Here is an 18,758-nt window from a genome sequence, read left to right as displayed (position 1 = left end):
ACTTCCTCCATCTCCGCCAGCATATGGAGTTGTTAGAATACCTATAAGGGCTTGAAATCACGCTCGGAGCAGCCCCAAGCGTAAGTGTATATCGTTGTTAGAATACCTATAAGGGCTTGAAACTTACAATCTACTATGAAACCATCTATTCCTCTTCCTGTTGTTAGAATACCTATAAGGGCTTGAAACACACAGTGGCGGCCGGTAGCTCAGCTGTGGCGGTGCAGGTTGTTAGAATACCTATAAGGGCTTGAAACTTCGAAAATGTCCCCTTGATACCATGCTCATATTCTCGTTGTTAGAATACCTATAAGGGCTTGAAACTGGTTGCGGGGCTTGGACGTCTTAGCCTAAACCTTCTGGTTGTTAGAATACCTATAAGGGCTTGAAACAGACTAATGCGTGCTCGACAAATTAGTGAAAAATCAGGGTTGTTAGAATACCTATAAGGGCTTGAAACTCTCCAAGAGCTGAAGGATGTAAAAACGTTTTTCGAGTTGTTAGAATACCTATAAGGGCTTGAAACATCATCGGAGGCATAGCATTTTTAGCGGGGCGGAAAGTTGTTAGAATACCTATAAGGGCTTGAAACATAGAACACATAACAGGCGCCACCACCACCTCCACCACGTTGTTAGAATACCTATAAGGGCTTGAAACCATTTCCTCCAGCTCCACCTGGATAACCACTGCTATGTTGTTAGAATACCTATAAGGGCTTGAAACTACTCCTTCCACATCTGATACGGGCATCCCTCCCCGAGTTGTTAGAATACCTATAAGGGCTTGAAACACCCAAAAACGCCCACAATTCCACACACCCAACGAAAGTTGTTAGAATACCTATAAGGGCTTGAAACAAGAATGGTGCATTAGGGGCATTAGGCGCAAGCATTGTTGTTAGAATACCTATAAGGGCTTGAAACTAGCGAAAGCTAAATCCATACTATAGAGAGTGAAATGTTGTTAGAATACCTATAAGGGCTTGAAACACCCAAGTATCAGATATATTTGAATATCAAACGTGGTTGTTAGAATACCTATAAGGGCTTGAAACATAAACTTTGAACGTCCACCGAAAAGCGCACCCGCTAGTTGTTAGAATACCTATAAGGGCTTGAAACTTTGCAAGAGCTGAAGGATGTAAAAACGTTTTTCGAGTTGTTAGAATACCTATAAGGGCTTGAAACAGAAAAAAAAGCAACAAAAAATGCAAGAAAATTCAGGTTGTTAGAATACCTATAAGGGCTTGAAACAATACTTCCTAAAACATATATAGTGTGCTGGTGAATGTTGTTAGAATACCTATAAGGGCTTGAAACTGTAGAAGAACCTGATGACGTAATTGTTGCATTAGTGTTGTTAGAATACCTATAAGGGCTTGAAACCTTCCTGCAGGAAGGTTTGCTGCAAACGTTGCAGACAGTTGTTAGAATACCTATAAGGGCTTGAAACTTTAATTTCTGTTTTTGGATAGTTTAGGGATGGGGCAATAAGAATATTAATTAGAATTTTGAATGTCAAGTAAGTGGGCGGGGATGCCTGCGGAAATATTTGATGAAAAAGAGTTTTTGGAGGTTGCTAAAAGGGCTAAGGAGTGCCGTGTTAAAAGGAGTGGTGATGTTGTAAAGTTAAAGTTGCGTACTTCGTCAAAGTTATATACGTATAAAACGTCGCCAGAAAAGGCTGAGAGTTTGATAAAACAAATTACATGCCCGATTGTAACGTTATAGTTATCATAATAAAAAGAGTTTCGTGATCCATAGAGCTGTTAGGCCTAATAGTGACGGTATTGGTAATCCGGGAACTAATTCTTTTCGGGTTAATAGGTAAAGGGTGAGTCCGACGCCAATGATTACTCCTATTAGTGTTGTGATGTAAGTTAGAAATGCCATGGTGAGTGCGTTAGATATGATTGCTGAGTAAAATAATAAGTCACCAATTCCGAATTCAACGTGACCCAAATTAAGAAACATTCCTTGTTTAAAGTCTAACCTCTTTTTTGTTATTGTGTTTTTGTTTTGAGAGGTTGTGTGATCTTTGTTTGGGGTTGTTTCCTTTATTGTTTTTCTCTCTATTTCATTTATTTTTGTTACGATCTTTTTTAATGGTCCTTTTGTGACCGTGAAAATGTCGTAAAGTGATAGTATGAGAAGGATTAATGTAATTTGTATATCGGTAAACATGGTTCCCAATAATGATCCTGTGATGCTTGTAAAGAGTGTTAATCCAATTGCGTTCACGGTCACATTTTTATTTATAAAGACTGTGTAGGTCAAAGTAAGTGAGAGTGAGAGAGATGTTAATGTTAAGATGTTTTCGTTAATTTGACTGAAATTCAGTAGTGATACTAAGTGTAGTTCGAGCGCTATGAATGTGACTGTAAACATTGAAGCAATGAAAAGCAGGTAGATAAAAGTAAATTTGTGTTTAAGTAATAAAAAGAGTATTAGGGATGCGCCGATAAACGCGAAGGCTGTCATAAATGCAGCTTCACTTGTTGCTGTTTGGATGTTAGTGGTACCGGTAGCATTTCTTATTATGCTTCCTGTCCCGTTGTATTGTAAATTGAGTGTGAATAGCAATGTTAAGAATGATATGAAGAGTAGTAAGATGCTTGTTTTTAAAAATTGAAGGGTGATTAGTTTATATCTTTGTTGTATATCCATTGTTTGCGATTTCGACATTAATTCCATGCTCCTCTAATTCTGATTTGAGAATGGATGCTTTTTGTGTTTCACCGTGGACTAGCAATATTCTGTTAGTGCTTATTTTTGTTAGGAATGATTTAAGTTGGGAGTGTCCGCAGTGGCTTGAGAAGTCTAACCACTCAACTGTTGCTGCGACGTTAACATCTTTTTTAAGGTTGGGCATATACCATAAACGTTCATCATAAAGTCTACGACCAGGTGTGCCTGGAATTTGATATGATACTAGGACTACTAAGTTTTTATTAATGGTTGCAATTTTGTTCATGTAATATACTGCTGGTCCACCTTTTAGCATTCCTGCTGGTGTTACTACTATGTTTGGTCTTTCTATGATTCTTTTTCGTTGAGCGTTTGAATTGATCCACACGGCCCGTTCTAATGCTTTTTTAAGTAATGAATAGTTTCTAAAGAATGATGGGTATTGTAGAAATAACGATCCTACTTCTTTTGCCATTCCATCTAGGTATATTGTGTATGGTATATTATGTTCTTCAAAGATTGATAAGATTTCTTGAGATCTTCCTACGGAAAAAGCTGGTATTAGGACAAAACCTTTATTCTCTATTGTAGTTGTGGATATTTCTATTAATTTTTTCTCAACATCACTTCTTGGTGGATGTTCGACTCCAGAGTAAGTGCTTTCGCTGATGATGAGGTCGTATTCTGAATTTGGTGTTTGTGCAGGTTTAAGAAGTTTTGTCTCCCATGTATTAAAGTCACCGGTGTACAATATTTTTTTATTATTGACTTCAACTTCGACCATTAAACTACCAGGAATGTGGCCTGCATCATAAAACTTTACGTGGAAGTTGTCTACATCGATTGAATCTCCGGCGGTAACTGGTATTGAATTTTTAAACATTTTTTGAACTTCTCTTTCTTCGAATGGTAAATATGATTTACTAATGTTCATAAAATCGTGAAGAAGAATGTCTGTTAGTTCGAGTGTCATTATTGTTGAATAGAGTGGTGGTGCTTTTGCTGATGCATAGAGCATTGGAAGCGCGCCTGAATGATCTAAATGAGCGTGTGATAATATTACGGCAGAGAGATCTCTTGGTGTTACATGTAATGGAAATTGTACTTCATCGTTTGTAAGTGTACCATAATCTAGGAGTAATGCTCGTTCTTTATATTTAATAAGAATTCCAGACCTACCTACTTCTCCTCCGGCGCCTAGAACTTGAATTGTAACCTCGGACATGACTTTTCACTTGTGTTTCACAGTATTAAATTAGGTTACATATTTATTTTTAGCTATAATTAATAGTGTGAGGTTGAAAAAACTATGAAGACGGAAGAGCGAGCGAGTGAGAGAACAAAGTTTACAGTAATATTAAAAGATAGGGCGATAAAAGAGCCTATAGGAAAAAATAAAATATTTCTCACGGGTTTTCATGGAATTGGGGCGGTAGGATATCTGACTACTAGATATATAGCTGATCAACCGGATTCAAAGCACATTGGATATATTTTGTTGGACAGATTACCGTTAGTCGTAAAAATGGGGGATTCGAGAATCCAATTACCTTTTGAACTTTATAAAAGAAAAAACTTTATAATAATGGTTACAGAATCACCTCCGGAACCTAGAGAGATGCACTTATTAACACGGGGGATTGCTGAGTGGGTTATAGCTCAAGGTTTTGAAGAGGCAGTTTTGATTGGGGGTTTATCAGATAAATATAGAAGTGATGATGAACAATACAGAGTTGCGTATACTAGTGCATATGCATCAGCTAGAAAAATCTTCGGAAAATTGATAGACCCACGTTTAACAATCTTTGGGCCATTAGCATCATTACTCTCCTACTTTGAGCTTAACGAATTCCCTGCAATAACCATTCTTCCATATGCTAGACAATTTGAGCCTGATACGCGTGCAACAATGGTAGCTTTGAACGTACTTAATGAACACTATGATGCAAAAATTAATGTAGAATCTATTAGAAAGGAAGTAGAAGAAATTGAGGCTAGAATAGAGGCAAGTATGAAAGAAAGTGAGCAAAAAGTGCTCGATGAGAAAAGTAGAGAAAAATTCATGTTCTATATGTGAAACAGATTAATAGAATTATAATAAACTAAGCACATTTCTAAGAATTTTTATTACAGAATCTCCCTTCTGTAAACTAACTTCTATAACTTTTACTCCTCTTTCTCTTAGATGCTCATTAATTCTGCTAAGAAGATAATTGTTATGGTTATCAGATACTGATATTGCCATTTCTAACTCATTAAGAAATTTAAGATTAGAAAGATTATCTATAAATATTTTTGAAAGAGTTTTGGAACAAGCTATGCCTTCATACTGAGATAGAGGATATACTTCAGAAAGTTCTATTGGCGTGAAGACAAACGGATCACCTACAATAGCTATGCATGATGAATCCGCATATTTCGTATTATTAATTAGTTGTATGATATTCTTTATAGTAGAAGATCTAATGTATGGTCTACTTATTATCGGAGGAAGCAATATAATAAGTTTAACAGATTCTGGTGAATAATTTGATATAATTCTCATAACATGTCTATAGGTCTGAGGTCTTAATGCAGTCTCATTGTTGTAGAAAAAGAGACCATGAATGACGGGTTTGGTGATTGGATCGCATCGTTCCAGATGTTTGTGAAATTTCACAAGAACTTTCATAGCTTTAAACAAGGATGGATGTGCACGGCTTCTTTCTTCACAAAGCTCCCAGAGTGTACCTTCAGTTATGTGCTGACGTATTCTTTTTATTTCAGATAGACTAACATACAGATTGTGAATCATCAGAAAACGTTTTCTTTCTTCCTGGGACATATTTTTTACATCGTCTGCAGAAGTTTTTGAACAGACAGGACAGTTGCACGGCAATTCTTTTAGATCGTTTATCCTAAATGTACCTGATGAAGTCATATATCTATTATTTTGTGCGTAGAGAGCGTATGCGGCAGAATCAAATATATCTACTCCAACAGCAACCATAAAGGGGAAGAACATAGGGTGTCCTGCACCAAATAAATGCATTGGATTCCCGGAGCCAATAATGCTTTTCGCAATGATCACCATTTTTAATACTGTACTAAATTTGTAACCTTCCATTAAACCGGTCGGACTTCCTACAGCGTATATGTCAAACCCATGCTGGCTCATTGATTCAGCTGATAATTTAACTAAATCGAGATACTTACCACCTTGAATAGGTCCAACCCAAAGTCTTTCACGGTCTCTTATTTTATTACTTTCAATTGCTCTTCGTAATGTTATCTCCACACTTTCTTTAGCTTTGTTCCAGTCATCGTCAGGACCAGTTGGCACATCGAGTATTACTGCAACATCACTGTTAATTAACTTTTCATATTCTACAATTTCTTCGGGCTTAACTTCAACAGTGCCATAACGTAGAATCTGATAACCCCCAGAATCTGTCATTATTGGTCCGCTAAAGTTTAAATGGTCGTGAACATCTATTGGTTTCCCTTTCATGTTCTTCCAAAGAAGATAAGCATTGGTTATTACTGCATCAAAGCCTATTTTAGCAACATCTTGTGCAGAAAGTTCTTGTTTTACAGGGTTTAAAACTGGTAAAAGTGCGGGTGTTTTAATGTTTCCATGTCTAGTCTTAAGTAGTCCTATTCTTCCGCAAAGGCTTTTATCTAGTATTTCGAAACTCATTTCACTATCATGCACTCATTTTTATTGGATTTCTCTTATATACTGATCGTATATTGACTTCACTTTCTCAGCAATGGGTCCTGCTCCTTCAACAACACCTTGTTCTCCAACTTTTACACGCTCTGCAACAATTATTAATCGTGCGCTCTCATCGTACCTAACCATTTTAGGAAATATTTTCTCTAATCTTTCAACCAATGCTCTCATATCGAATGGTTTTTCCTTGAGCAATATTTCTGTTATGTTTGAGCCATTAAGTACAACAGCATGATATTTATTACCGTTGCTAGAAACTTCTGTGAGTATCATGTTTAGTTTTTCTGGGTCTATTGCAGATAAACGACCAATATATGTTCTACCGAGCGACGTGCGTACTTCTATTATCCGTCCTACTAGGTTATTAATTTCGCTGGTGAATCTCCGAATCCCGACTATGGACATCTCCTCAACCTCCCTAATCGAAAATAATAACATCAATTAAAAATCTATCTAAGTTTTGAATGAAATATTCTTATGTACTAAAACAGGTGTATCTTTGTTCCAGTGCTTATAGTTTAGGTTTCATATTTTTGTTGGATAAACTTGAAACAGTACCTAGTTTACAAAAGTTTGTTTTTATTTATTAGTAAGATTAGTGGACCGGGCGGGATTTGAACCCGCGACCTCCCGCATGCCAAGCGGGCATTCTCCCAGGCTGAACTACCGGCCCGTTAAATTTAACGCAATAGTACTAAATAAGTCTGATTCCGTTAACCTTTTTATTCTGCCAGCTATATTGTCTTATTTTACTTGTGCGACCAAATCCGCAAGCTGCGCAGTATCCTTTTGTAATGTTATATGAATGTCTTCCACATCTTCTGCATCTTATATGTGTGGGAGTTCGGTTCATTTTTCCCATTGATGATGTGCCTTTCATTTAATACTCACCTATGAAGGTGATATCAAGATTACGTTATCTCCACGCACAACTAATGTACCTAATTTGTGTGTGTTTTTATTTTCATCTATTTCTTCTGCATCTAATAATATGAGGTTCATGTGCATATCGAAACTTTTTAAAATACCCCTTACGAATCTACCGCCTTTTAATTTAACCAGTACTGTTTGTCCTATACTTGCCTGCAGAAAATCTTTTGACTGTGTTTCGCTTATGTTTGGATTACGGTTCACATAGCTCACCTTCTACTACTAATGATGTTCTCAGTTTCATATATAAATGTGTTTTTCTATAAGTTATGTAGAATCATGAGCGCTCAAATTAAAAAACGTTTTTATTTGAGTAAGGGTGACAGTAAAAAACTTAATGAACGGTTAAAAATAAGCAATATTAGGTTAGAGTTGTCAGATAAGACTATAGAATATGTAGAATTAAAAAGTGGAGAAATAATTTATTTGATAGATAAAAAACCTGAGATAATAGAGATAAATAACAAAATGGTACCCTTCCTCACATCAAAACTTATTCTTCAACTTCCAAGGTTATATGTAGATCAAGGAGCAGTTCCTCATATAATAAACGGAGCTGATGTAATGGCTCCAGGTGTTACTAAAATTGTAGGAGAGCTAAAGGAAGGAGTGTTAGCTGTTGTAGTTGATCAATCAAATAATAGACCACTAGCTATTGTCGAAATACTAGACGACTGGTCACTATTAATGAAAGATAAACATGGAAAAATTGCCAGGAATTTACATCATTTTAATGATAAAATCTGGAAAGTTGTGTCAGAATTGTTGAGATAGAAACTTTATAAAGTTCTTTAGTAATGAAGTCCAAGTTTCACCTGTTTAACCTAATGTACTTTGATTGCTTCAAGAACTTCTGGTGCTATAGTTTTTATGTTAAACATTTTTTCTATTGCGTGAGCTAATTGTAAACTCTTCGATCTCTCTCCATGATTCACAATTATTAACTTAGGTTTCTGTGGCATTGTTCGTACATAGTTTAAGAGTTGTTTTCTATCACTATGACCTGAAAATCCCTCTACACTTTGTATATCCATTTTCACGGTGATAAGTCGTTCGACGTCGTTTTCATCAGGTAGCATGACCTCTCTAATACCATCTTTTAATCTTCTACCTAACGTGCCTGAGACTTGGTATGATGTAAATACTACAGTACTTTTCTCATCATTAGCTAAGAGACGTAAGTACTCTAGGGCTGGTCCTCCATTAAGCATACCTGAAGGAGCCATTATAATACATGGTGAACTCTCTATAATTTCCGACCTATCAATTTTCTCATGAAGCATATAGAAATAATCCGATTTGAAGGGTATAACGCCTTCCTTAAACACCTTATTTTTGATGTCCCATGAGAGTTCATCTAAAAATGCTGTATGAAGTGCAGTGCTCTCTAATATCATACCCTCAACATATATAGGTACTTTGGGCATTTTATTGTTCTCAATAGCTTCATAAAAAGCAAGCATGACTTCCTGTGCTCGTCCTACTGAAAGCATGGGCATTAAAACTTTACCACCGCGCTCTAAAGTATCCTTGACAATTTTTATAAGAGACTGCTCGGTCTCTTCAACAGATGGCATTACATCCGTTGGTGCACCGTAAGTAGATTCCATTATAAGTGTTTCAACGCGTTTAAAATTATTAAATGCTTTATTAAGAAGGCGTGTATTAGCAAATTTAAAATCACCACTGTATACTATATTGTGTAAACCATCACCAATATGAAGATGTACACTACTTGAACCCAAAATATGACCTGCATTATAGAACGTAAGCTTTATGTCAGGAGCAATATCTACAACCTCCTCATAATCTATTGTTATGACGTGTTGCATCATCGTGCGCACATCATTCATAGTATAGGGTAATGAGCGCCCCTCTTTTAAAGCAACATCAAGATAATCCTTTATAATTAAATATGTTAGATGCAATGTAGGCTCAGTCATGTAAACAGGGCCTCTGTATCCATATTTGAAAAGATAAGGTAATGCTGCAGTATGATCAAAATGCGCGTGGGATATTACTATCGCATCAAGGTCTTCAATATTTAACCCATCAATATAAAATGCGGGGTATTCATCGTAGAGTGTTTTTGCTCCAGGCTTTGCTCCGGCATCCAGCAAAACTTTACTATTTGGCGTTTCTACAAGAATAGAACTGCGTCCTACTTCTCCAAAACCTCCTAATGGTATTATACGTATATATTCATCTTGGTATATACGTAAGCGATTTAAACGTTGTCCTATTTTCATTAATGTTTTTAAGTGTTCTTTCTTAGAAGATATTATTTGCTCAGATACAATTCTAAAAATTTCTGATTGCATAGCAGGCGCTCGGTGTGGAACAATTTTCCATTTTATTTCATTCATAAGCATCCAGAGATTCATTCCTCCTCTGCCTATTAATTGCCCTAATTTTAGTGCATATATGTGAACCTCACCCTTAAGCTCATCAAAGTATATTTCTTGCAGTCCTACATCTGGTGGAATGTTTTTTATTAAAAACTCCCTAGCTTTTTCTACTGGTAATCTGATAGATTCTGCTGGTCTTATGATCACTTTTCTTCGTGCAGCTTTAGCAATTTTCGCAGCTAAACCTTCTTCACCAGTTACAGCCTTAATATTCTCCGTGTACAATATTAGGTATGGGCCTTCAAATTCTATACGTGTGATCTTAGCATCGGCTGGTAGATTTTCAAGTAGTGCGCGAGTTATTCTAGTTTGTATATCTGCTACTTGTACTCCCATTCGTACTCACATCTTTTTTAAGACCTCTAAAGGATCATGATGATAATATTTTAATTATTTCTTGATCGTCCAGAAATCTATAACCATTTGCATCAACTACAACCACATCAATTCCGGAACCACCAGTGTACAAGTCCCAACGTGATGCTGAGTGTACTGCCAATGTAGCGATCCGAACGCCCTCATTTAACGTGATTCCCTCCTTATATTCTTTTTCAAGTACTCCTAAAGCTACAGGTGAACCAGATCCTCTAGCAACGTAATTTCGTTCATTAGTGACAGAACCAAAGAAATCTATAGAATACAATGAAGGCCCGCGCATATCATATCCACCTACGTTAACTTCAACTATATATGGTAAAAATCTTGATCCGAACAGTATGTTTGATGCAAGACTTGCAATAGCATTAATCGGAATGGGGCGTTTATTTCTGATCCGATAAAGTGACGCGTTAGCCCGTAATACATCTACTAACGCTTGAGCATCTGCTACTAGCCCTGCGATAGTAATTAATGCGTGTGTATCTATAGGCAAGATTTTTTTACTTATTTTATGTGCAACCAAATGCCCTGCAGTTACCTTCCTATCTGCTGCTAGAACTACCCCATCTTTACATACTACTCCAACTGTTGTTGTTCCTGTTCGTAATCTCATATCTTTGGAACTCATATTTATCATTGACACTTAATCATACACCTCTAGAAGTTACTTACACCAACTGTTAATAGAAAAATCCATTTATATAAGCTTTCCTATATTATGATACTTAGGTGAACACATTGGGAAAAAAATAATAACATTAGTAGGACCAGGAATGGCACGAATAGGAGAAAAGTTCATATTTACTGGACCTGTTGATGAATGTCGCAATTGTAAACTCTTCTCTGCATGCGCAGGAAACTCACAACTAGAAGTGGGACGAATTTATGAGATCTTAAAAATACGACCAATGAAACATAAATGCCTAATAAGTGAAGACGGTGTTGTAGCAGTAGAAGTAGCAGAAGCAACAATAACTTTAATGATACCGGCAAAATATGCTGTAGAAGGATTAATAATAACATTCCAACCCCAACCAGTATCAAGCGAATTACAACCAGCCGATTTATTTAAACCCGAAGGCTTAAAACCAGGTGATAAAATAAAGATAATAAAAGTATGGAAAGAGAAACAATCATATAACAACGAAACATTCGTAAAAGTAACTATAGAACGTATTGTACATTGATACCTATACACTAAAGGGGAGTCTCCGTTCTTCTGAGAATAACCCTTAATTATAGCGAGTTCAGGATGTGTCAAGACAACTCCTGTTGTGGAGGTAAGTGTAATATTCTGCTTACGTGCGTTCATAGCTCCATTATTGAGTGACACGCTCAAATTAAGAAATGCTTAATAGTTGATTTAAGTTTATCAAAGAACTGAGCTTTCAGAAATAAAATTTATATTAATTATGCATTTTAAATGTTCTTTGCTACACGTTTAATTCTGCTTCATTATCCTTAAATTATCGAAAATTAAATAAAGAAACAAGTAGAAATAAGAAATCTTTTAGCTTATTGCTGAGAAGTTGTGTTTTGAGATGTAGCTTGTTGTGTTTCCTGTTGTGTTACGGTTGTCACAGTTTCACTAGCGCTTGGTGCTTTTTCTTCTTTCTTTTGCTCTTCTATTTTTTCAGTAGTTTTAGGCAATTGCAACTCAAAACTTATTGAATATTTTAATGCACGAATTTCTGGGAGTAATTCTTTTATATCATCAGCTACACCTTTCAGTGCATATTGTATGTTCTCTGCTGTTAATATATCAGAAGGTAACCTGATTGTTACTTCGTCATTTATTTTTTCTATTTGGACTTTACTCTTATCTAACCCACGTATTCTTCTGGATAAAAGAGCCATTATTTTATCTTCAAGCTTTTCGATCACATTACGCACTGTTACCTCATAGACAATCGTTTTTCCAGCAAGCGGATGATTAAAATCAATAACGGCTCTTCCACCACCCACGCTCAATACGATACCCTCTAAACCCTCAACAGTCACAACTGAACCAACTCTTATGGGTCCGCCCTCCTTTGGCAACTCTCTAACACTTACAATCTTTATCTTTTTGGGATCTCTTTTACCAAATGCTTTCTCCGGTGATATTTCAACAACTTTGTTCTCGTTGACATTCATTTTTTCGAGTTCTTCATCAAGTCCTTTTGGCACCCAGTTTTTACCAACAACCACTAGCATTGGTTCATAAATCCCATCTGATCTAGCGAACTTTTCTTTTTTCGCAACCTCCTCAAGTGTTAGATCTAGTATTTCCCCTGTTTCTTTTATGCGTGCCACGTAATCTATTAATATGAAATCACCTTTGTTCACGCTTACCTCACCTAAACAAAGGTTTAAAAACCAGTATTTAACTATTGCTCAGTTAATAGCTTAAATTTAGAATACAATCTCTAACTAAACTATAGGAATTACTCTTGGGAATTAGCATTCTTATACCTTTAAGGTATAAGGACAATTTATAGGCTGTTGCTTGCACACGGTACATACCAGTTCATTAGGGAGTATTTCGCATATTGCTCGGCTCTTTAGTATGTCATTGCATGCTTCAGTCAACAATATTGTAATATCTATCGGGTCTACCTTCTCTCGTTCATTTATTATATATAGCACAATACGGTCAGTCCACGCAATGGCTTTCTCAGTTTTAGATAAACGTTCTGATAAATACCCCATGTGCCCTCTAAGACCTCTCATATAATTACTTATAGCCTGTTGTTTAATGCCAAGCTTATTAGCAACCTCCTTCTGAGTAAAATTATGATTTTTGATTAACTTATACGCTACCATAGCTCTAAGTGTCGGGCAGATCACTTTTGAGGCAAGCTCAAAATATGTAAGCATTTTACCCACTAAAAATATACCACACTAGGTTAATATCATTTTTCTAAAATGATTCGCCAAAGACCTTCGTGAATTTGTTCAGCGACTATTATCTTATACCCTTTCTTTTTAGCAGCCTCTTGGATAAGCTTGTAAGATGGCGGGTTATCTAAAATAACCTCTAACCTCTCTCCCAAAGAAAGTTTCTCCATGGTCTTTAAAACTAAGTATTGTGGATAAGGACAGGACAAACCCTTTACATCAAGCACATGGTGTTTTTCCTTATTACTTTCACTCATCTAAACGCACCCCTCAACAATTTTCTGTAATTCGTTATCTGTATACTTACTACAAAAATCTTTGAAACTTTCGTTATTAATCCTATTTCTAAGATAAGCATCTATTATTTTTTCAATATAAAATTTAATATCATCGGCTTTTACGCCTCTTTTAACAAGTCGCGCAAACGAAGGTAGATAACCTAAACCCCCTCCTAGAAATATGTTATAGCCTGCATGCGTATTATCACCATCTCTTATATAAACTCCTTGTAAACCAATGTCTCCTATAGGATGTTTACCGCACGCATTTGGACAACCACTGATGTAAATTCGTATATCTTTTACTAACTCCTTAGGAAATCTAGACTCAATGTATGTGATTATTTCATTAAGCCTAGTTTTAGGATCTTCTGGTGATCTGCTACAAAAACCTCCTGCACATGCAATGCCATAATATTTCATAGACATGGTATCTACTCTCAATCCTATTTTTTCTAATTCGTTAAGTACAATTTTTATATTACTTGCTTGAACACCTACAAGTATTATATTCTGATGAGGTGTGAGTCTTATTTCTGGCCAACCATATTTTTCTGCGATGGATGCAAAACTAAACATTTGTTTTGAATCCAAACGACCGCCTAAAAGTGGTACACAAATATACCAGAGGTTGTCCTGTTTTTGAGGATTTATACCGGTATGCTCTTTACCACTAATCAATAATTGTGTATAGTCATATTTTTCAAAGGTAATTCCTAATTTATTTTCGATCATCTCTTTTATTTTTTCACAACCTAATTCTTCCACTAACCACTTAAATCTAGCTTTTGCTTTACTATCTCGTCTCCCATAATCACGATATATTTCAACGACAGCAATAACGAACTTAACTACATCCTCAGGATTTATAATAATGCTTAAAGGCTTCGCTAGCTTAGGTGGATACCCAAGGCCACCACCCACAAATGGTATGAATCCTATTTTCTCTCCTCTAGCTAAGGCAATTAATCCTAAATCCTGAATCTCAGGCGACGAACAATTAATTGCACACCCTGAAATTGATATCTTGAACTTCCTCGGTAAGTCAAGAAAATCTTTGTTTCCGGCAAAAAATCTCTTTATCTCTTTAATTAATGGATATGCATTAAATATTTCATGTTTATCAACACCAGCAACTGGACACCCAACAATATTTCTCACATCACCATATCGTGCGCCAGGATAACTCTGACCACATTTGTCAGTAGTAAAATCAATCTGATCTAAAATACTGAATATCTCAAACGCTTTCTCTGGATCAATCCAATGCAACTGAATATCCTGTCGATCAGTGACCTCAGCATATCCTTTACCATATGTTTCAGCCAATTTTGCAATAATTCTAAATTGTTCGGTTGTCAAAATGCCGTTAGGAATTGACACTCTCAAGAAAAATTGCGAACCGTTACCATTTTCAAATCCAAGAGTAAATCTATCAGCAAACCTTAGCACATTTTCAAGTTCTGACGCTCCAGGCACTTTTTTCTACCTCAAAATATAAATTGCGCACACGTATTTAAATACAACGCCGTTGTATAAAATAATTCTCTTTATGATTTGTTGTGCAACTAGTATCATGCTACGTGTTTTTAATTTAATTCGAGACATATACTAAAATATTATTAACTCGTAAAGTTACGTCAAAGAAAACGAGAGCTCTTAAAATAAAACCGATGTGAGGATTCGTGATTAATGTATGATAGCAAAAAATTAATACTAAATGGTTTTTATTATTAATTGATGAGAAGGTTAGCACGTTTAGGCAAACTTCAGGTAGGTGAAAACCAGCCAGTGAGAATCATGGGAGTAATAAATGTAAGCCCAGAATCTTTTTATAAAGGTTCAGTGAGGACCAAAATTGATGATATCGTTGAAACTGCTATTTCTATGTCTAGAAATGGAGCGGATGTCATAGATGTTGGCGGAATGAGCACTGCTCCTTATCTTTCTACATGGATTGATGAAGATGAAGAAAAAAGACGTATTGTAGAAGCTATAAAAGCAATAAGGGATAACATCAAAATTACAATATCCATTGATACGCAAAGAAGTCGAGTCGCTGAAAAAGCGATAGAAGCTGGTGCTGATGTAATTAATGATGTATCAGGCTTAAAACATGATCCAGAAATGATACGTATAGCAAAAGAATATGATGTATCATTAATTTTGGTTGCTCATGAAAGACAACCAAGGTTAGGAACACCTATACAAAGAGTAATTAGTGCTTTAAAAGAAAGTTTAGACCTTACTAGAAAGCTTAATATTGATGAGAATAAGATTGTAGTGGATCCTGGAATAGGATTCTTTAGATACCCTGAGATACCATGGTATGAATGGGATATTAATGTCATAGCAAATATTAATCAATTGGCAGAGCTTGGAAAACCAATATGTATAGGAGTTTCGAGAAAATCATTTATCGGCAAAATACTCTCCATAGAAAGACCTGAAGATAGGTTAATTGGTTCCGTTGCAGCGGTATCAATCGTTGTTCTTAAAGGTGTAAATATGGTTAGAACACACGACGTTCCAGAAACAATACAAGCTGTTCGTCTTTCTGAAGCTATAAGAAAAGCTGAAACAGGTGGATATGTTGAATATAACTGATGTGATATTATCGATCATATACATTTTTCCAGCATATGTTGCAAATGGTACACCAGTAGTGGTATATAGGCTACTTAATGGAAAAACCACACCAATCGATAGGGGAATTATTGCATGGGATGGTCAAAGGTTATTAGGTGATGGAAAAAGCATCGAAGGATTTGTAAGTGGAACAATAATTGGTTCAGTTACTGGATTTGTTATCAGTTTTCTTATGCCTTATTTGTATAAAAATCCCATTGAATATTTGTTACTATCAATAGGTGCTATGACGGGTGATTTAATAGGTTCTTTCATTAAAAGACGGTTAAAAATGGAGCGCGGTGCACCATTCCCTCTTATAGACCAAACAGGTTTCATCACTATAGCATTACTTTTAGTTTGGATGATGGTAGGATTGCCTAACTGGATCGATCTAGAACTTATTTTTATCATACTTATAATAACTTTTATTCTTCATATTGCAACAAATATTTTAGCTTATATAGTAGGCATAAAAAATAAACCATGGTGACGAGTTCGAAAACTAATAAAAAACTTATGTTAAAAATCTACAAATATTCATAAAAATAGTTTTAAAATAAATAATATATTGCTTTATCAGACTTAAATATTTTATTTTAATAAACGTATTTTTTCGAAAAATTAAGCAATTCCGCTTGGTATTTAGTAGAAATTAAGGTTTTATACCTTGGTTTCTACTAGAAAATGAGCGACAATGTCAGCATCTCCAAGCATAGAAGATCTATTGAAGAAGCTCTCTAAGGCCAATATATTTAAAGATAGAGAAAAGCTAAGGCCTGATTATTTACCTGAGAATCTTCCTCATCGTGAGACTCAGATCTTACGTTTGGCAGAAATATTACTTTCACCAATAGCGAAAGGTGCAAGGCCATCAAATGTGTTTATATATGGTTATACAGGTACCGGAAAGACCGCTGTCACTAAGCATGTTTTAAAGTGGCTTGAAAGAAAGTGGGGATACAACAATACTGCCACACTCGAAACATTTCTTTACAATCAAAGTAATATCGTGAGAGTTATAACTGCGATAGTAAATTGTAGAACAGAAAATACCAATTATAGAATATTGAGAGCACTACTTGGAGTACTCGGTGTTGAGGTCCCCTTTACAGGACTCTCTGTAGCAGAACTTTATGATAGATTCATAAATGTTCTTGAAAAGAATGAAGTTTTATTTGTAGTGGCATTAGATGAAATAGATCAACTAATAGATAAAAGTGGTGATGAACTGCTTTACAGGCTCACACGGATCAACTCAGAACTTACCAGATCAAAAGTTACTATAATAGGAATTACAAACAGTCTTAACTTAAGAGACTATTTAGATCCAAGAGTGAAAAGTAGCTTAGGAGAAGAAGAATTAGTGTTTCCACCTTATAATGCATTTGAATTAGAAGATATATTAAGGGAACGAGCAGAACTGGCATTTCAACCAAACGTACTAGACTCTGGAGTAATATCCTTATGCGCATCATTAGCTGCAAGGGAACATGGAGATGCAAGAAGAGCACTTGACCTTCTCAGAGTAGCAGGTGAGATAGCGGAGCGTGATGGTTCAACAAAAGTTACTGAGAAATATGTTAAATTAGCATTAAAAGACATTGAAAAAGATAAAACAGTAGAAGTAATAAAAACGTTACCATTACATTCAAAACTTGTACTTGTAAGCATTTACTTACTTTGGAAACGAGGGATCTCAGCATCAACAGGCGAGGTATATGAGATGTATTCCAAATTAGTACAGCGCATGAACCTGGATTCTTTAACACAAAGAAGAATCAGCGATGTAATAAGCGAATTAGACATGATAGGCTTAGTCCAAGCAAGATTGATGAGCAAAGGACGATACGGAAGAACTAAATACGTTACACTATCGATTAATGAAAAAGCTATGATAGAAGGTATAAAAGATGATTCAAGACTTTCAGTACTCATCCAGCATTAATTATTATGTCAAACATATGCTTGGAATAGACGATGGGGCTTTTCCTTCTTTTGTAAAAATAAAGAAAAAAACCTTTAAAACACTATTAGTGGGTGTTCTATTAACTAATATGAAACTAGAATGGATAGGATCAGAGCTGATCACTGTAGACGGTAATGAAGCCACAGACATAATAATAAAAATTGTTAAAAAATCTCCAATAAAACCTAATGTAATATTTCTTAGTGGCATTTCCTTTGCAGGATTTAACATCGCTGATCCATTTAAAATCAACAGTGACCTCAACATACCAATCATAATAATTGTAGAGAAGAAACCATCAATGCCAAGTATAAAAGATGCATTAATGAAACATTTTCCAGACTGGGAAAATAGATGGAAAATAATAGAAAGAACACAACCCTTAGTAGAAATAAAACAAACAGAAAAAAGTAAACCAATATACTGTTACTTTCTTGGCTTAGATAATCGTTTAACAATAGAAATCATCAAAAATACAAGCTTAGGAGGAAAAATTCCAGAACCAATACGTTTAGCTAATATGATAGCTACCACTGTAACAAAAGAACTTTTAAAAATATAAAATCAGGAATATTACAAATAGTTCGATAAGAAAGCCTAGAATTTAGTTCTGGGATGAATTGCTGAAAGGTTTGAATACTTGTTAAGGATTCTAATTCTTAGTTGTCTCTGAGCTACATGCTTGGAGACGGAGTAGGATTGACACAACCCATAACTCCAAGTGAGGCAAGTTTTCCTAAACCATGTCGGTTAAGTGGAGAGTTTGTTGAGATTGGAGAAACTCCCGACTTTAGTCGTGAAGAGAGTCAAAATTAAAGGACTTGCATTCTTTTAACAATTGTTCTGTTAAGAGAAATTTTTTAATAATGCTTTTGTCTTAAA

The 18,758-nt window shown here is 35.6% G+C and carries 21 protein-coding genes, 1 tRNA gene and 1 CRISPR repeat array (1 of these 23 cut by a window edge); of the genes, 9 read left to right on the top strand and 13 right to left on the bottom strand.

Features of this window, described 5'->3' with window-relative positions; genetic code table 11:
• Nucleotides 1-1,454: direct repeats of the CRISPR family, unit length 29 nt; unit sequence GTTGTTAGAATACCTATAAGGGCTTGAAA; it reaches 693 nt to the left of the window's first position.
• An 84-nt stretch (nt 1,455-1,538) separates the two neighbouring features.
• Nucleotides 1,539-1,733 carry a hypothetical protein gene (locus QW128_04350; GenBank protein ID MEM3832816.1) on the top strand — a complete coding sequence of 65 codons (195 nt, stop codon included), beginning with the start codon at nt 1,539-1,541 and terminating at the stop codon, nt 1,731-1,733.
• Between the two features lie 3 nt (nt 1,734-1,736).
• Here the strand turns inward: QW128_04350 and QW128_04345 are convergent, their stop codons facing one another.
• Nucleotides 1,737-2,687 carry a hypothetical protein gene (locus QW128_04345; protein MEM3832815.1) on the bottom strand — a complete coding sequence of 317 codons (951 nt, stop codon included), beginning with the start codon at nt 2,685-2,687 and terminating at the stop codon, nt 1,737-1,739.
• Nucleotides 2,647-3,915, bottom strand: coding sequence for an MBL fold metallo-hydrolase (locus QW128_04340; protein MEM3832814.1), 1,269 nt, complete (start codon nt 3,913-3,915; stop codon nt 2,647-2,649). The genes QW128_04345 and QW128_04340 overlap by 41 nt, the downstream gene beginning before the upstream one ends.
• An 84-nt stretch (nt 3,916-3,999) precedes the next feature.
• On the opposite strand from QW128_04340, the gene QW128_04335 reads away from it, so the two are divergent.
• Nucleotides 4,000-4,767, top strand: a complete 768-nt coding sequence (locus QW128_04335; GenBank protein MEM3832813.1) for a PAC2 family protein — start codon at nt 4,000-4,002, stop codon at nt 4,765-4,767.
• Between the two features lie 15 nt (nt 4,768-4,782).
• On the opposite strand, the gene tgtA is transcribed toward QW128_04335, so the two are convergent.
• The 5 genes from tgtA to QW128_04310 form a co-directional block, all read right to left on the bottom strand.
• Nucleotides 4,783-6,369, bottom strand: coding sequence for a tRNA guanosine(15) transglycosylase TgtA (gene tgtA, locus QW128_04330; protein MEM3832812.1), 1,587 nt, complete (start codon nt 6,367-6,369; stop codon nt 4,783-4,785).
• Nucleotides 6,370-6,390: 21 nt separating this feature from the next.
• Nucleotides 6,391-6,810 carry an Lsm family RNA-binding protein gene (locus QW128_04325; GenBank protein ID MEM3832811.1) on the bottom strand — a complete coding sequence of 140 codons (420 nt, stop codon included), beginning with the start codon at nt 6,808-6,810 and terminating at the stop codon, nt 6,391-6,393.
• 194 nt (nt 6,811-7,004) lie between these two features.
• A tRNA-Ala gene (locus tag QW128_04320) sits at nt 7,005-7,078 on the bottom strand.
• A gap of 21 nt (nt 7,079-7,099) precedes the next feature.
• Complete coding sequence (locus QW128_04315) at nt 7,100-7,285, bottom strand: 50S ribosomal protein L37e (protein ID MEM3832810.1); 186 nt, start codon at nt 7,283-7,285, stop codon at nt 7,100-7,102.
• An 11-nt stretch (nt 7,286-7,296) separates the two neighbouring features.
• Nucleotides 7,297-7,521, bottom strand: coding sequence for an LSm family protein (locus tag QW128_04310; protein MEM3832809.1), 225 nt, complete (start codon nt 7,519-7,521; stop codon nt 7,297-7,299).
• Between the two features lie 93 nt (nt 7,522-7,614).
• Here QW128_04310 and QW128_04305 point away from each other — a divergent pair, with 93 nt between their 5' ends.
• Nucleotides 7,615-8,109, top strand: coding sequence for a DUF1947 domain-containing protein (locus QW128_04305; protein MEM3832808.1), 495 nt, complete (start codon nt 7,615-7,617; stop codon nt 8,107-8,109).
• 50 nt (nt 8,110-8,159) lie between these two features.
• Here QW128_04305 and QW128_04300 read toward each other — a convergent pair whose 3' ends face one another.
• Nucleotides 8,160-10,079, bottom strand: a complete 1,920-nt coding sequence (locus QW128_04300) for a beta-CASP ribonuclease aCPSF1 (GenBank protein MEM3832807.1) — start codon at nt 10,077-10,079, stop codon at nt 8,160-8,162.
• Nucleotides 10,080-10,113: 34 nt separating this feature from the next.
• A complete protein-coding gene (gene psmB, locus QW128_04295) occupies nt 10,114-10,758 on the bottom strand; it encodes an archaeal proteasome endopeptidase complex subunit beta (GenBank protein MEM3832806.1) in 645 nt (214 codons plus the stop codon).
• Between the two features lie 100 nt (nt 10,759-10,858).
• Here psmB and QW128_04290 point away from each other — a divergent pair, with 100 nt between their 5' ends.
• Entirely contained in the window at nt 10,859-11,308 is a 450-nt protein-coding gene (locus tag QW128_04290) for a UPF0179 family protein (protein ID MEM3832805.1), read from the top strand.
• 328 nt (nt 11,309-11,636) lie between these two features.
• Here the strand turns inward: QW128_04290 and QW128_04285 are convergent, their stop codons facing one another.
• From QW128_04285 to QW128_04270, 4 genes are all read right to left on the bottom strand, one after another.
• Nucleotides 11,637-12,449: an FKBP-type peptidyl-prolyl cis-trans isomerase gene (locus QW128_04285; protein ID MEM3832804.1), complete on the bottom strand. Its 813-nt coding sequence runs from the start codon at nt 12,447-12,449 to the stop codon at nt 11,637-11,639.
• A gap of 120 nt (nt 12,450-12,569) precedes the next feature.
• On the bottom strand, nt 12,570-12,980 hold the full coding sequence (locus QW128_04280; protein MEM3832803.1) for a helix-turn-helix domain-containing protein: 411 nt from the start codon (nt 12,978-12,980) through the stop codon (nt 12,570-12,572).
• 35 nt (nt 12,981-13,015) lie between these two features.
• Nucleotides 13,016-13,258, bottom strand: coding sequence for a sulfurtransferase TusA family protein (locus tag QW128_04275; protein MEM3832802.1), 243 nt, complete (start codon nt 13,256-13,258; stop codon nt 13,016-13,018).
• The gene (locus tag QW128_04270; protein ID MEM3832801.1) at nt 13,259-14,758 is read right to left on the bottom strand and encodes a nitrite/sulfite reductase; all 1,500 of its coding nucleotides are present in this window, start codon (nt 14,756-14,758) and stop codon (nt 13,259-13,261) included. It abuts the gene before it with no gap.
• 261 nt (nt 14,759-15,019) lie between these two features.
• On the opposite strand from QW128_04270, the gene folP reads away from it, so the two are divergent.
• The 5 genes from folP to QW128_04245 all read left to right on the top strand — a co-directional run bounded on the left by folP (nt 15,020) and on the right by QW128_04245 (nt 18,692).
• Nucleotides 15,020-15,886, top strand: a complete 867-nt coding sequence (gene folP, locus QW128_04265; GenBank protein MEM3832800.1) for a dihydropteroate synthase — start codon at nt 15,020-15,022, stop codon at nt 15,884-15,886.
• Nucleotides 15,870-16,400, top strand: a complete 531-nt coding sequence (locus QW128_04260; GenBank protein ID MEM3832799.1) for a CDP-2,3-bis-(O-geranylgeranyl)-sn-glycerol synthase — start codon at nt 15,870-15,872, stop codon at nt 16,398-16,400. The genes folP and QW128_04260 overlap by 17 nt, the downstream gene beginning before the upstream one ends.
• 204 nt (nt 16,401-16,604) lie before the next feature.
• Nucleotides 16,605-17,855 carry an orc1/cdc6 family replication initiation protein gene (locus QW128_04255; protein MEM3832798.1) on the top strand — a complete coding sequence of 417 codons (1,251 nt, stop codon included), beginning with the start codon at nt 16,605-16,607 and terminating at the stop codon, nt 17,853-17,855.
• Nucleotides 17,821-18,438: a DUF99 family protein gene (locus QW128_04250; protein ID MEM3832797.1), complete on the top strand. Its 618-nt coding sequence runs from the start codon at nt 17,821-17,823 to the stop codon at nt 18,436-18,438. The genes QW128_04255 and QW128_04250 overlap by 35 nt, the downstream gene beginning before the upstream one ends.
• Before the next feature lie 101 nt (nt 18,439-18,539).
• On the top strand, nt 18,540-18,692 hold the full coding sequence (locus QW128_04245; protein MEM3832796.1) for a hypothetical protein: 153 nt from the start codon (nt 18,540-18,542) through the stop codon (nt 18,690-18,692).
• Nucleotides 18,693-18,758: the final 66 nt, after the last annotated feature.

This window comes from Thermoprotei archaeon (genome assembly GCA_038881895.1).
Taxonomy (GTDB): Archaea; Thermoproteota; Thermoprotei; order Gearchaeales; family WAQG01; genus JAVZOV01.
This window is presented reverse-complemented; position numbering and strand designations above follow the sequence as displayed.

Bases quoted from the DNA above. Each gene is read 5' to 3' on its own strand.
- QW128_04350 (MEM3832816.1), top strand. From the start codon at position 1,539: ATGCCTGCGGAAATATTTGATGAAAAAGAGTTTTTGGAGGTTGCTAAA.
- QW128_04345 (MEM3832815.1), bottom strand. From the start codon at position 2,687: ATGTCGAAATCGCAAACAATGGATATACAACAAAGATATAAACTAATC.
- QW128_04340 (MEM3832814.1), bottom strand. From the start codon at position 3,915: ATGTCCGAGGTTACAATTCAAGTTCTAGGCGCCGGAGGAGAAGTAGGT.
- QW128_04335 (MEM3832813.1), top strand. From the start codon at position 4,000: ATGAAGACGGAAGAGCGAGCGAGTGAGAGAACAAAGTTTACAGTAATA.
- tgtA (MEM3832812.1), bottom strand. From the start codon at position 6,369: ATGAGTTTCGAAATACTAGATAAAAGCCTTTGCGGAAGAATAGGACTA.
- QW128_04325 (MEM3832811.1), bottom strand. From the start codon at position 6,810: ATGTCCATAGTCGGGATTCGGAGATTCACCAGCGAAATTAATAACCTA.
- QW128_04315 (MEM3832810.1), bottom strand. From the start codon at position 7,285: ATGAAAGGCACATCATCAATGGGAAAAATGAACCGAACTCCCACACAT.
- QW128_04305 (MEM3832808.1), top strand. From the start codon at position 7,615: ATGAGCGCTCAAATTAAAAAACGTTTTTATTTGAGTAAGGGTGACAGT.
- QW128_04300 (MEM3832807.1), bottom strand. From the start codon at position 10,079: ATGGGAGTACAAGTAGCAGATATACAAACTAGAATAACTCGCGCACTA.
- psmB (MEM3832806.1), bottom strand. From the start codon at position 10,758: ATGATAAATATGAGTTCCAAAGATATGAGATTACGAACAGGAACAACA.
- QW128_04280 (MEM3832803.1), bottom strand. From the start codon at position 12,980: ATGCTTACATATTTTGAGCTTGCCTCAAAAGTGATCTGCCCGACACTT.
- QW128_04275 (MEM3832802.1), bottom strand. From the start codon at position 13,258: ATGAGTGAAAGTAATAAGGAAAAACACCATGTGCTTGATGTAAAGGGT.
- folP (MEM3832800.1), top strand. From the start codon at position 15,020: ATGAGAAGGTTAGCACGTTTAGGCAAACTTCAGGTAGGTGAAAACCAG.
- QW128_04260 (MEM3832799.1), top strand. From the start codon at position 15,870: ATGTTGAATATAACTGATGTGATATTATCGATCATATACATTTTTCCA.
- QW128_04255 (MEM3832798.1), top strand. From the start codon at position 16,605: ATGTCAGCATCTCCAAGCATAGAAGATCTATTGAAGAAGCTCTCTAAG.
- QW128_04250 (MEM3832797.1), top strand. From the start codon at position 17,821: ATGATTCAAGACTTTCAGTACTCATCCAGCATTAATTATTATGTCAAA.